This is a genomic window from Budvicia aquatica DSM 5075 = ATCC 35567 (assembly GCF_000427805.1).
Lineage (GTDB): Bacteria > Pseudomonadota > Gammaproteobacteria > Enterobacterales > Enterobacteriaceae > Budvicia > Budvicia aquatica.
Genome location: NZ_ATYS01000002.1, coordinates 159,116 through 171,484 on the forward strand (window position 1 = coordinate 159,116; position 12,369 = coordinate 171,484).

Below are 12,369 nucleotides of genomic sequence, written 5' to 3' on the forward strand. Positions count from 1 at the left end.
GTTAATCACTGTTTTTAAATTGATAAATACTTTTTTTATTTTTTTCATATTTAAGTCGGCTAATTAATAGAATCGAATTATTCGGTTTGGAGTTGGGCAGACAATTATGAATCTAAATTCAGGTGTTTCTAATAATGAAACGAACTTTGTTGCAAGCGCACCCTCTAGCGTTAGCTTATTCTCTTTAGCTAAACGAGTTGCAAAATATAATGTTCCTGTATTGATCACTGGCGAAACTGGAACGGGTAAAGAGTGTGTTGCTAAATACATCCATCATTATGCATTTCAGGACAGTGGTGCCCCTTATGTGGGCCTTAATTGTGCTGCTATTCCTGAAAGTATGCTGGAAGCCATGCTATTTGGTTATGAAAAAGGTGCCTTCACCGGTGCCGTAACCAGCGTTCCCGGTAAATTCGAGCAGGCTAATGGCGGAACATTATTACTTGATGAAATTGGTGACATGCCATTAGCGTTGCAAGCCAAATTATTGCGAGTATTACAAGAGCAAGAAGTTGAGCGCTTAGGCAGCCATAAAAAGATCCCGTTAAATATACGTCTGATCGCTTCCACCAATAAGAATTTAGAACTTGAAATAGAAGAGGGACGATTCAGACAAGATCTGTTTTATCGTCTTTCTGTTGTACCTATCCATATTGCTCCACTGCGTGAACGTAGTGAAGACATCCTTCCTTTAGCTAACCGCTTTATTCGTAAGTACGGCATGTTCACTTCTAATAGCGTTGGCTTATCGGAAGATGCGCAACGTGCATTACAGATGTACGAGTGGCCGGGCAACGTACGTGAATTAGAAAACGTGATTCAGCGCGGCATAATTATGAGCAATAACGGTGTTATTCATGCTCAAGACCTTGGGCTGGATAAAGTGCTTGATGCCGTATCTGATGCCATTGAACCCCAGATGATTTCCCAACCGACCAATGAACCAGCTCGCCACCTTAAAGTGCGCGGACGAATTGCTGAATATCAGTACATTGTCGATTTATTAAAACGTCATCAGGGTAACAAATCCAAGACAGCCAAGTTTCTTGGCATAACGCCGCGGGCACTACGTTATCGTTTAGCGTCTATGCGTGAGCAGGGCATTGATGTCGAATGCTTTTCATAAACCCGATTTCCAATGGCTTAAGTCAGAAACTAGGCCGCTATCTATTAGAAGGAAGTAACTAAGTATGGACAAAATTGATTCAGTGGGAATTCAACGTTCTCAACTTCAGGTGATGCAGGAAATGCAGCGGATGTCAGCGATGTCCGGTAGTTCGCTAACGCCGACGGCTAATCCTATCTCAGCCAGCGGACAAGGGAGCAACGTTGCATTTTCGCAGGTGTTTAACAACGCCATCAATCATGTTGACGGCCTGCAGCATAAAGCGAGTGAGATGCAGACCGCCATCGATATGGGAACCAGTGACGACCTCATGGGAACCATGGTTGAAAGTCAGAAAGCCAGTATTGCGTTCTCTGCCATGTTGGAAGTTCGCAATAAATTAACTAATGCACTTGATCAAGTGATGAATATCTCGCTGTAGGGCAAACGGCTGTGCTAGAAAAACTTAAACAAAAATTGTTATCCACAAAGCTAAGTAAGAATCAGGGCATTCTTATCGGTGGCATCGCTGCGGCAGTGATTACCGGGATGATTGTATTTTCTTTATGGCGCAGTACTCAGGGCTATGTTGCTCTGTTTGGTGCTCAGGAGAACGTCCCGGTTGCACAAGTAGTTGAAGTCCTTGGTGGAGAATCAATTAGTTATCGTATCGATCCTAACGGTGGCCAGATTTTGGTCGCTGAAGATAAGCTGGCTAAAGCCCGTATGGCGCTGGCCGCTAAAGGAATTCAGGTCATTATTCCATCAGGTTTTGAACTGATGGATAAAGAGTCGCTGTTAGGCAGCAGCCAGTTTATCCAGAATGTACGCTATAAGCGTAGCCTGGAAGGTGAACTGGCCCAGAGCATTATGGCGTTGGATCCTATCTCTCAGGCCCGGGTTCATTTGGGCTTGAGCGAAAGCAGCTCCTTCGTCGTGAATAACAAACCTGAGAGTACGGCATCGGTTGTGGTGCGCCTTAGGTACGGGCAAACGCTTAAAGACGAGCAGATTGCCGCGATTATTCACTTAGTTTCCGGCAGCGTTCCGGGGTTAAAAACCAATAATGTTCAGGTTGTCGATCAGGAAGGTAGCCTGCTGTCAGGAAGCTACCAGTCGAATAATTTAGGACTATCCAGTCTAAAAAATCGGACTGATATTACAACCCGACTGCAAAATGATATTGAGAAGAACGTTTCTCATATTCTGGTTTCTCTGGTAGGCAGTAATAACTACCGGGTGAGCGTGATGCCACAGCTCAACTTAAGTGACATCAGTGAAACTCAGGAGCGTTATTTGGGGGAACCTCGTATTGGTAGCGAGAATGTTCAGCAAGAGAATGCCACCAGCGATCTTGCTCAAGGCGTTCCCGGTGCGTTGAGCAATCGCCCGGCAGGGCAGCAGCCTAACGCCAATGCTAATGCCAATCCGAATAATGAGCCAGCGGACGATCGGCCTGCGGATCAACAACCGGTGCGCAGTCAGGCTCAGCGTCAGTTTCTTTACGACCGAGATATCCGGAGCATCAATCATCCGGGTTTCAAATTAGAGAAAATGACCGTCGCCATTATTTTGAACAAAGATGCTCCGGCTTTGGCGGACTGGAATGATGAGCAACTGGCGAAACTGAACAAGCTGGTTGAAGACGCCGCCGGTATCGATCACGCCCGTGGTGATTCTCTGACGTTAAATATGATGGCCTTCACGGCTCCGGTACCTTTTGAAGATGAAGAGATTCCGCTGTGGCAAGACCCGATGATTATGCGTTGGGTTGAGATGGGTGGTATCGGTTTATTAGCGCTGTTGTTCTTGTTCTTTGGTCTGAATCCGTTGATTAAGCGACTGACGAACAAAGAAAGTAAGGTGCCGACCAAGCCGGTTCTGTCTGGCCGTGATGAGGGCGATGACGAAGAAGGGCATGATTCAGGCAAAGGTCTTGAACTTCCGCGTTCGACCTTCCAGGGCGAAGACAATCTTCCTCCGCTCAGCTCTGGTCTAGAAACTAAAGTCGAATATTTACAATTATTGGCTCAAAGCGAGACTGACCGGGTAGCGGAAGTAATTAAACAGTGGATTAACAGCAATGACCGAAGCAACACAAACACCAAGCAAGAGTAGTAAACCAGCCAACGGCGCGAATAATACGCGTAATCGTCTGGAGCAGGCGGCTATCTTACTGCTTAGCGTCGGGGAAGAAGCCGCTGCAACGGTAATGAAAAAGCTATCTCGCGAAGAGGTGATTCGCCTGAGTGAAACCATGGCCCGCTTGCATGGAATTAAAGTCACTCAGGCCCGCCAAGCAATGAATAACTTTTTTCAGGATTATCGTGAACAGAGTGGCATCAACGGTGCATCACGTTCTTATTTGCAAAGCATTCTGGATAAAGCCTTAGGCGGCGAAATTGCCACCAGCGTTATCAACGGTATTTATGGCGATGAAATTCGCCATCGCATGGCGCGTTTACAGTGGGTTGATACTCGTCAGCTAGCGGCGCTTATTGACCAAGAACACTTGCAGCTTCAGGCGGTATTCTTAGCCTTTTTACCGCCGGACGTAGCGGCTACGGTACTGTCGTTTATTGAAGGTGAGCGTCAGGATGAGATCCTGTATCGCATCGCCAAGTTAGATGATGTGAATCGTGACGTGGTAGATGAACTTGACCGCCTTATTGAACGTGGTGTCGCGGTATTATCCGAACATGGCTCGAAGGTTAAAGGCATTAAGCAGGCTGCCAATATTGTTAACCGGATTCCGAATAACCAGCAGCATTTGTTAGACCAACTGCGGGAGCGGGATGAAAACGTGGTTGATGAATTGAAGGACGAAATGTATGAGTTCTTTATTCTTAGCCGTCAGACTGAAGCTACCATTCAGCGCCTGTTGGATGAAATTCCAATGGAAGACTGGGCCGTTGCCTTGAAAGGTACCGAGCCGGTACTTCGTCAGTCAATTTATAATGTGATGCCAAAACGTCAGGTTCAACAGTTGCAGTTAAATACCACCCGCTTAGGTCCGGTGCCGGTCAGTCGTATCGATCAGGTGCGTAAAGATATTATGGCCACAGTGCGGGAGCTGGCAGAAGAAGGCGAAATCCAGATTCAGCTATTCTCTGAGCAGACGATGGAGTAATGGAAGAGATGGATGATAGCCGCGATAAATTAAGTTTGTTAAGTAAGCATACTAGCCGGAATACCGGTAAGTACCGCGTGCACCAGTTTCCGCCTTTGCGTAAACGCTGGGAAATGTCGTCATCTAATGAGATCCAGACGCTGGAGCCGGCTGAATATCAGCAACAGTTAATGAACGGTTTTCAAGAAGGACTGGATAAAGGTTTTGAGCAGGGCGTTAATCAAGGCAAAGACGAAGGCTATCAGGAAGGCCTGCGTCTCGGGTTTGAAGAAGGGCTAAGTAAGGGTAAGAAAGAGGGACTGATTGAGGGGCGAGCCGTGTTTGAACTGGCTGCCGATCCATTAAATGCCATGACTCAGCAACTTGAGGCTTTCTTAGATAACTACGAAGTTCAGCGCCGGGCTGAGCTGCTACAGCTGGTTGATAAAGTCACACGGCAGGTCATTCGCTGTGAATTAGCTCTGCAACCGACTCAGCTTTTAGCCTTGGTTGAAGAAGCGCTGTCTGCGCTACCGGAAATGCCAAAGCAGATTAAAGTATTCGTTAATCCGGAAGAGTACGCCCGCCTGAATGATGCAGAGCCTGAAAAGGTGCGCGAATGGGGGCTGACGCCGGATCCTGCAATGGAACACGGTGAATGCCGTGTGGCAACGGATACTACCGAAATTGATATTGGCTGCCAGCATCGTTTAGATCAATGTATGGACGTGCTGAAAGATAACTTGCTGCCATCAGATGCGGATCATAAACCGGAGATAACCAATGACTGATTTCTCTTCGCTGGAAAAAGCGCTGAAATCCATTGAAGGCATTAATCTTGCCCGGGTTGCCGGTCGATTAGTGCGGGTTAACGGCATTTTGCTGGAATCAGTCGGCTGCCGTTTAGCTATCGGCCAGCGATGCCGGGTTGAAGGCTCTGACCATACTCTGATTGATGCGCAGGTGGTGGGTTTCGACCGTGATGTCACTTTCCTGATGCCATTTAAGTCACCGGTTGGCCTGATTGCCGGTGCCAGAGTGTTTCCCTGTGAAAAAGAGCAGGATATCCAGATTGGCGATAGCTGGCTGGGGCGAGTCGTTAATGGTTTAGGCGAGCCAATAGATAATAAAGGTAAGCTCGGAGGCGATACGCCACTGGCAACTCAACCGACTCAAATTCACCCGCTAACGCGACAACCGGTGATTGAACCTCTGGACGTTGGCGTTAAAGCAATCAACGGATTGCTGACCATTGGCAAGGGGCAACGCGTTGGTTTGATGGCCGGCAGTGGCGTAGGTAAAAGCGTACTGTTAGGCATGATTACCCGCCAGACTCAGGCTGAGGTGGTGATAGTCGGGCTTATCGGTGAGCGAGGAAGGGAAGTTAAAGAGTTTATTGACCACTCGCTAAAGGCCGAAGGTATGGCGAAATCAATTGTTATTGCCGCACCGGCCGATGAATCACCGCTGATGCGGATTAAAGCCACTGAGCTTTGTCACACCATTGCCGCTTATTTTCGTGACAAAGGTAAGGATGTTTTGCTGCTGGTTGATTCATTAACCCGTTATGCCATGGCTCAGCGAGAGATAGCGCTATCTCTTGGCGAACCTCCTGCAACCAAAGGTTATCCGCCGTCAGCTTTTGGTATTATTCCTAAGCTGGTTGAAAGTGCCGGTAACAGTGATAGCTCTGGCTCAATGACGGCAATTTATACCGTTTTGGCTGAGGGCGATGACCAGCAGGATCCGATTGTTGACTGTGCTCGTGCAGTACTTGATGGCCATATCGTGCTGTCGCGGAAGCTGGCTGAGGCCGGCCACTATCCGGCCATTGACATCGGCCAGTCGATAAGCCGTTGCATGAGCCAAATTACTGAAAAAGATCATCAGAAATCAGCCCGAACGTTGAAACAGCTTTATTCAACCTATATGGGAATAAAACCGTTGATTCCGCTGGGCGGATACGTTCCCGGTGCCGATCCGGCTGCCGATCGGGCGGTTAATCTTAATCCGGCAATTAATAGCTTTCTTTGTCAGGAAACGGATGAGGCAGCCCCGCTTAACGATGTTATACAGGCGTTGGGAAATATCAGCGCAGTGGGCTAGGTTAAATCATTTCTGGCCTGCTGAACGAGACTTTCGGCCAGATCTTTGTGCCTGATTTATTCAGGGCAAAGGACAAAGGGAACCGTCGGGGCGGTGAAATAGATGCCACTTAATATATTGAAGCTTAATTCAGGAATCAGTCCGCTATGGACCAAACGATAAAAACGCTCCAACTGCTTAAACAGATGCGTAATCGATCTGTTTCCGAGCTAACCGGCCAGCTTTCCCAGCAAAAGCAGCTATGCCAGCGTTATCAAAATAATATTGATGCATTGACCTCGTTGAACGAAGGCAGCCAGATTCAGTCGGGCGATACTGCTGCGCTGATGCATAACCAGTCACACTACAAAACGCACCTTCGTCATCTGATCAACTGGCAGCAGCAAGAGTTTGCCATGGCCGATAAACAGGCTCAAACCTTGCAGACCAACTTGGTTAAAGAAGCCTGCCGGGAAAAAACGGTTGAGTTAGTGCTGGAAGATCAGCAGGCAGAAATTGCGACCGAACAGGAACGTCAGCAGCAAAAAATCACCGATGCCATGTCAACGCAGTGCTGGCTGCGCGGTCGCTGAGCCAAAATAAAAGCAGAAGGCTATTTGCGGGTAGTTATTTCAACGATATTCAGCAATAATCTTTTCGGCCAATGGCAAAGGTAGGGTTATGCGAGATATTTATTGGAAAGATATTCAACATGTTGACGGCTCTGTTGCCGGATTAATGCTGAATGTCAGCTCACCGCCCGACATCAGGCCATCAATACAGATTATCAGCGGTAATAACGGTCGCATTAAGCTGGTTAACGGCGATAACACCTTACTTTGGGCCACGCCGGCGCTGGGGTATGAAGGTATCTGGGTAATCAATCCGCAACGTCAAACCAATACCGAGTTGCCCGTTATTCCCCCTATAACCTCAGAAGATATTCAATTTCGTATTCATTTGGCTGAAGAAGAAAAATTGAAGTCGTGGTGCCGATTTTTTGCCGATCGGGCCGCTCAGTCTGATTCGACTTTTCTCTATTCAGGTCACTGGCTGTTAACCGCTCTTTACCCGCATCCGACTGAACAATATCGTGCCCGTGATAGATTGCATCATAATCCCATTGACCAATGGATATTCAAAGACCGGGGCCCGACAGATAGCCATTTTCCACGCTGGGCTATTTACGGCGCAGGGTTGCTCGATACTTTTAGCCACCGAGCTGTGCAGTGGGTAGATTGGTGGGATTGGAACGGCGGTGTTATCGCCCTTCATCCGGTGGATGAATATTCAGGCCGATTAAAATGGTGGAGGAAGAAAGCGCGGGAAGGGACGTTGCCACCGGTGTTTGTCTGGTATTTACGTTGTTTCGATGCCTATCTGATTATGGACGGGCATTATCGTTTGCGAGCGGCGATGCTGGAACATATTGCCGCGGAATTTATTGTGATCTCATCGGTCAATGAATTGCATTACGCCATGGATCAAGAGCGACAAAAGCAGATAGTAGATTCGCTGTTTTCCCCCAGGCCAAAGCACAAATCGATCCCGGTTGAACATCTTAATCAGGTGGTTATGGCGGCGTTTGACGACCGTCCTATATTGATGCCGGTGACCAAAAGTCGGGCGATACTGGCCGATGAGTCAGTATGGATTAATGAAGTGACTCAATATCTGGCCGAGAGCGGCCAGGATGATGATATTCAAGCCATTATTGAGCGGCGAGGTTGATTGATTAACTCAGCGGGTAAAGAAATTCAGCATTTACTCTGCCTTGTCGGTCGATATTTCAGCTGGTTGCCCGCTACGTAATTTTTTCAGGGTTTCTTCGGGTACGGTGATATAGGTTTTTTTGATGGTTTTATCGATAGGCTTGTTTTGATTAATCTCATCAATGGTCTGCTTTATTTCACTTCTATCACCGCAGGTGGCTGAAAAGTAGTGTTCACCGAAACTGTAGGCATCTGCACTTATCACGGTGTCGCAGCTGTCGCTGTCGATGATTTTTTTCACAAATTTAATTTTTTGCTGATAATAATCATCATATTTATCGCCGTAATACTTACGGATTCTTGAGTTTTCAGCATCTTTTTCCAATATATAACGGCTGATGCGCGCAGGGTAATCGCTTTTCTCTGTTTGGCTTAAGGGTAAAACGGTTATTGCCGGTAATTGATATAGTGCTCTATTACCGTAACTATTCATATACACATACTGGTTTGGATTAGCGGAAGAGTAATCCCGGTAAACAATACTTTTTACCTGCAAGTTAGGCGCTTCAGGCACGTCACCCTGGTAGATAAATTTCTCATTCACATTGATCTGATACTCTTTAACAGTCTGTGCAATGTTATTTAGACGGTCAGCCTGTTCTTCTGGTGTTTCAGGCACTTCCTTGATGGCTGACTGTACATTTGCAGAATGAATAACGGACAAAGTGAATAACAGCGCTGTGGCTATTTTGCTTAGCGATAAGGTGATTTTTTTACCCGACTGAGGCATATCTTTCTTCCTTTAAAAATATCAGATGCCTGAACAGACGTTGTGGTGTGGGTTGCTTGGTTATTCAACCCACAGCGTAATGGTATTGACTATTTCTTGCGGTATTTATCGTGGTACTGCTTAGCCAGTTCTTGAGCCTGTTTTAGCTCTGCCGGTGATAATTTCTTCTCCAGCGAACTCAAGTCCATGGCAATATTTTCTCTGCCACTTAATGCAGCGACTGAATACCAGGCCCAGGCCTGTTTATTATCCTGTTGTACGCCGTTGCCTTTTTCATACATTGCGCCGAGAGCGTGCTGCGCTTGAGCAAATCCCTGTTCAGCCGATTGGGTAAACAGACTGAATGCCTGTTTGTAATCCTGTGGTGCTACATTGCCGGTGTAATAAATAACCGCAAGATCGTATTGGCTTTCTGCATCACCTTCCTGAGCACTGTCTTTCAAAACGGCAATTTCATCGGCAATAGAGGTCGTTGCGTAAGCATAACTAAGCGGCTGTAACATCAGCAGAGCAAACGCGAGATGCTTGATTTTCATATTCACTTATCCTGAATTATGGGGGGGACGAAGAAACAGCTATCTGAATCATATCCCTAATTTACTGAAAATAATGGCAGAAAGTAAGAAAATCAGCAAATAGGGATATGATAATAAAATCAATATGCCGGAACCGTTATCGCTCCGGCATAGGATAAATGAATATTTTAGAAGCTTACGCTGGCACCGAGATAAGGGCCATCGGCCACCACGTTATCTCTGTTACCCTCTTTACCGGACAGCTTGATATAACGGTAGCCGGCATCCACGCTGATAGGGCGAATAACGCTTAAGCGTACGCCACCGGCGGCTTCGTAGTAGTCATGAACGCCACTGGTCAGTGATTCTGGCGCATAATAGCCTTCACCATACAGGGAGATATTTGAGGTTACTGGCCATCTAAGGCCACCACCGACGGCTGCGGCATAGCCGTCATCACCCCGATCCGGGCTGAGGTACAGTGCTTTACCGCCCACTGTCGCCATCATCGGACCTATCGGAAGATTGACGCCTAAACCTAAGCCAACAACGTCGCCGTCATGATCGCTACGGGCCCAATTTGCCGTTGCTGCCAACCCGGTGGATTCCGTGCCGATTCCCACCTGGACATTAGTATAATTTTCACCGGCCTGACCGTGAATACTGATAGCGCTGGCATTGGTTGTCATTAAAAGAGTTGCACATGCGCAAACCAAAAGTAATTTTTTCATTGTGTCACCTTTAAAACATACATAGGCCAATCTTATATGGCACTGGTGATAGCAGTGTAATGCAAACGTTTGTTCTTATTGAAGTGATTTTTATAAAACAAGATTGGGATTTTCAGAAATGAATGAGCAGAATGGTACTGTAAAACATGAAATAACAGCGGAGTCATGCTAAACGCCAGGTTTTAGGCCTGATAGTTAATGATTGATTTTTACCCTATACCTAAGCCGGGTATATACCCGGCTAAACCGTTTAAATTGATTTTATTATTGATTAACGGCAGGTAATCAACGTTAGATTAACGCTGATAGATCAAATCCGGCTCATTGCCCAGAATTGAATTTAGGATCTCTTGCTGCATCGTCAGCAGGTTAGCATTGCGTTCATTCAGCTCTTTGCATTCAAGAACCCGCTGTTCTAAGTCTTCCCATAATGCTTTGGCCTGAATATGATGATTGGCCGGTAAGCGGGAGAATAGAAAACGCATTCCTTCAGCATGAGGCGGAATACACATATCTTTTAGCGCGGCAATACGTTTTTTGGCTGATTCAGAGAGCAGTTGATAGATCTTCGCCATATTCTGGTTAAGCTCTTCCATGGCTTCTACTTTGCGCTCGATGATCATCGTGCGCTGCTGCTTGAGCAAATGAATAAGCTTAATATAATATTTGCGATCCTTTTGGATCTCCGACAGTATTTCCCTTACCTGTGCCTGCAACGTATTCACTTTTTATTATCCCCGATAGTACTTTTGCATTGCTGCAGCGATCTGGTCCGCATCAATTTCAATTTGTCCGTTTTGAATAGCGGCTTTTATTTCAGCCACTTTCTGCATGTCTACATCCGGCAGCGCTGCCAACTGTTGTTGCGCACTTTTCAGCGCCTCTGATAGCGGCTCATTGGTTGCTGATGCTTCTTTCTTTGACGTAACTGCAGCGCTGGCCTGAGATTGCTGGCTTTGCGTTGTTGTCAAAGGCTGATGATTCATTTGAGCATGGCTAATTTTCATTACTCTTCCTCTGGAGCTATTTCGCATAGTTTTGACCACGTGTTGCACTAAATGTTGTGAATACTCAGCCGGAAAACCGGTGACCAATCAATTTCACTTCATGTGTTGTTCTGCAACTTAACGCGCTTCTTAATATCTATAAAGCGTTCTCATAGCGCATAAGCACTATGCGTTTTGTTTCGGCTGTGGGTGATGTCCGGCGTACTTAACGTACTGTTTATCACTAATCTCGCATGCCTTGCGTCGCACATATGAATCGAAACTTTTCCTGAAACCATCCGCTCGATAGGGAAGATTTCCTTCATACTCAATCTAAGCGGCACGAAGGAGCTAAAACTTTAATCTTTTTTACGCTTTTTGATTAAAAAATTTATTTTAGCTAAAAGCGCTCAAATGAGGCGCCCGATAACCTAATTATAGTCGGTATTTACTGACCCGGGGCGTAGAGCATTCTTACCACGCCAATATCATCAACTACCGCAGTGACGACCTTTTTACTATTAATGTTCTTCACATTAATCAAGTCACCTTTGCGCCCGGCCTTCATTGCCTCGCCCATAGTGCGAGCTTCAATACCATCCTGCGAGGCAATCATGATCACTTTTTGTCCACGCGTCACCAAAATAGGTTGCTCAAGCTGTGAAGGCGTAATTTGCTGTAAAGGACGAATACGGCGCTTAGCGGTCAGGCCAACGGCTTCATCCGGATTACTAATATGGCCATTGCGGGAATTAGAGATATTGCGCTTTTTCATTTCTATATCGCTAGCCGTGATCTTTTCACCGCGCTCAATGGTATTTTTTGCCACCAGCACCGGAAGGTAAATGTCCGGCTTAACGGTTACCGCAACTTCCCAACTTTTCGCATCATCACAGCGAATATCGTAGCGCAGGCGGGCTAAGTCCAGCTTATTCCCAGCAGGTAATGACGCGGTCAATGGCCGCTGGCAGGCTTGATTCTGACTCACTTCATTAGGAATAAAAACGTTCACCTTGGAGTTGTGGCCCTGCCAGCTATTGCGGCGGGCTATTTGCTCAATATCAGACTGAGCCTGTTCAACGGCCTTATTGTAAACCTGTTTACGCGCGGTGGTTTGTGCCGGTGCAGCTGAGGCCGGTGACATCATGCTGGCTAAAAAAAGCGCGACACTGACGCTGGACAATAGCAGGAAAAGGAAACGATTTCCGCCATTGGTGCTTTTCCTAGTAGGGAGGAAAAGAGATTTCCGCTTTAGGGATAACTTATACATATAGTTCCTATTATTCATGGCGTTATAAAAGTGGCACACATATTGCTTTATATATGGCAGTCCTTG

The 12,369-nt window shown here is 46.6% G+C and carries 14 protein-coding genes; 8 read left to right on the forward strand and 6 right to left on the reverse strand.

Annotation, left to right across the window (positions count from 1 at the left end):
- Window positions 1–103 precede the first annotated feature (103 nt).
- The 8 genes from YWE_RS0102360 to YWE_RS0102395 all read left to right on the forward strand — a co-directional run bounded on the left by YWE_RS0102360 (window position 104) and on the right by YWE_RS0102395 (window position 8,030).
- Complete coding sequence (locus YWE_RS0102360; RefSeq protein WP_029093066.1) at window positions 104–1,126, forward strand: sigma-54 interaction domain-containing protein; 1,023 nt, start codon at window positions 104–106, stop codon at window positions 1,124–1,126.
- 64 nt (window positions 1,127–1,190) lie between these two features.
- Complete coding sequence (gene fliE, locus YWE_RS0102365; RefSeq protein ID WP_029093067.1) at window positions 1,191–1,547, forward strand: flagellar hook-basal body complex protein FliE; 357 nt, start codon at window positions 1,191–1,193, stop codon at window positions 1,545–1,547.
- A gap of 11 nt (window positions 1,548–1,558) precedes the next feature.
- Window positions 1,559–3,223, forward strand: a complete 1,665-nt coding sequence (gene fliF / locus YWE_RS0102370; protein WP_029093068.1) for a flagellar basal-body MS-ring/collar protein FliF — start codon at window positions 1,559–1,561, stop codon at window positions 3,221–3,223.
- Complete coding sequence (locus YWE_RS0102375) at window positions 3,189–4,235, forward strand: flagellar motor switch protein FliG (protein WP_029093069.1); 1,047 nt, start codon at window positions 3,189–3,191, stop codon at window positions 4,233–4,235. Before fliF ends, YWE_RS0102375 begins: the two co-directional genes overlap by 35 nt.
- A gap of 35 nt (window positions 4,236–4,270) precedes the next feature.
- Window positions 4,271–5,005, forward strand: a complete 735-nt coding sequence (gene fliH / locus YWE_RS0102380; protein WP_029093070.1) for a flagellar assembly protein FliH — start codon at window positions 4,271–4,273, stop codon at window positions 5,003–5,005.
- Window positions 4,998–6,320 carry a flagellar protein export ATPase FliI gene (gene fliI / locus YWE_RS0102385; protein ID WP_029093071.1) on the forward strand — a complete coding sequence of 441 codons (1,323 nt, stop codon included), beginning with the start codon at window positions 4,998–5,000 and terminating at the stop codon, window positions 6,318–6,320. Before fliH ends, fliI begins: the two co-directional genes overlap by 8 nt.
- A gap of 146 nt (window positions 6,321–6,466) precedes the next feature.
- On the forward strand, window positions 6,467–6,892 hold the full coding sequence (fliJ, locus tag YWE_RS0102390) for a flagellar export protein FliJ (protein ID WP_029093072.1): 426 nt from the start codon (window positions 6,467–6,469) through the stop codon (window positions 6,890–6,892).
- An 88-nt stretch (window positions 6,893–6,980) separates the two neighbouring features.
- On the forward strand, window positions 6,981–8,030 hold the full coding sequence (locus YWE_RS0102395; protein ID WP_029093073.1) for a hypothetical protein: 1,050 nt from the start codon (window positions 6,981–6,983) through the stop codon (window positions 8,028–8,030).
- Window positions 8,031–8,063: 33 nt separating this feature from the next.
- On the opposite strand, the gene YWE_RS0102400 is transcribed toward YWE_RS0102395, so the two are convergent.
- The 6 genes from YWE_RS0102400 to flgA all read right to left on the reverse strand — a co-directional run bounded on the left by YWE_RS0102400 (window position 8,064) and on the right by flgA (window position 12,303).
- Entirely contained in the window at window positions 8,064–8,801 is a 738-nt protein-coding gene (locus tag YWE_RS0102400) for a hypothetical protein (protein ID WP_029093074.1), read from the reverse strand.
- An 89-nt stretch (window positions 8,802–8,890) separates the two neighbouring features.
- The gene (locus YWE_RS26400) at window positions 8,891–9,337 is read right to left on the reverse strand and encodes a tetratricopeptide repeat protein (RefSeq protein ID WP_051323144.1); all 447 of its coding nucleotides are present in this window, start codon (window positions 9,335–9,337) and stop codon (window positions 8,891–8,893) included.
- Window positions 9,338–9,504: 167 nt separating this feature from the next.
- On the reverse strand, window positions 9,505–10,047 hold the full coding sequence (locus YWE_RS0102410) for a YfaZ family outer membrane protein (protein ID WP_029093075.1): 543 nt from the start codon (window positions 10,045–10,047) through the stop codon (window positions 9,505–9,507).
- A gap of 296 nt (window positions 10,048–10,343) precedes the next feature.
- Complete coding sequence (gene flgN / locus YWE_RS0102415) at window positions 10,344–10,772, reverse strand: flagellar protein FlgN (RefSeq protein WP_029093076.1); 429 nt, start codon at window positions 10,770–10,772, stop codon at window positions 10,344–10,346.
- 6 nt (window positions 10,773–10,778) lie between these two features.
- Window positions 10,779–11,054, reverse strand: coding sequence for a flagellar biosynthesis anti-sigma factor FlgM (flgM, locus tag YWE_RS0102420; protein WP_051323145.1), 276 nt, complete (start codon window positions 11,052–11,054; stop codon window positions 10,779–10,781).
- 427 nt (window positions 11,055–11,481) lie between these two features.
- Window positions 11,482–12,303, reverse strand: coding sequence for a flagellar basal body P-ring formation chaperone FlgA (gene flgA / locus YWE_RS0102425; protein ID WP_169720473.1), 822 nt, complete (start codon window positions 12,301–12,303; stop codon window positions 11,482–11,484).
- Window positions 12,304–12,369 lie beyond the last annotated feature (66 nt).

Bases quoted from the DNA above. Each gene is read 5' to 3' on its own strand.
- fliI (WP_029093071.1), top strand. From the start codon at position 4,998: ATGACTGATTTCTCTTCGCTGGAAAAAGCGCTGAAATCCATTGAAGGC.
- fliJ (WP_029093072.1), top strand. From the start codon at position 6,467: ATGGACCAAACGATAAAAACGCTCCAACTGCTTAAACAGATGCGTAAT.
- YWE_RS0102375 (WP_029093069.1), top strand. From the start codon at position 3,189: ATGACCGAAGCAACACAAACACCAAGCAAGAGTAGTAAACCAGCCAAC.
- YWE_RS0102395 (WP_029093073.1), top strand. From the start codon at position 6,981: ATGCGAGATATTTATTGGAAAGATATTCAACATGTTGACGGCTCTGTT.
- flgM (WP_051323145.1), bottom strand. From the start codon at position 11,054: ATGAAAATTAGCCATGCTCAAATGAATCATCAGCCTTTGACAACAACG.
- YWE_RS0102410 (WP_029093075.1), bottom strand. From the start codon at position 10,047: ATGAAAAAATTACTTTTGGTTTGCGCATGTGCAACTCTTTTAATGACA.
- YWE_RS0102400 (WP_029093074.1), bottom strand. From the start codon at position 8,801: ATGCCTCAGTCGGGTAAAAAAATCACCTTATCGCTAAGCAAAATAGCC.
- flgA (WP_169720473.1), bottom strand. From the start codon at position 12,303: ATGTATAAGTTATCCCTAAAGCGGAAATCTCTTTTCCTCCCTACTAGG.
- YWE_RS26400 (WP_051323144.1), bottom strand. From the start codon at position 9,337: ATGAAAATCAAGCATCTCGCGTTTGCTCTGCTGATGTTACAGCCGCTT.
- fliE (WP_029093067.1), top strand. From the start codon at position 1,191: ATGGACAAAATTGATTCAGTGGGAATTCAACGTTCTCAACTTCAGGTG.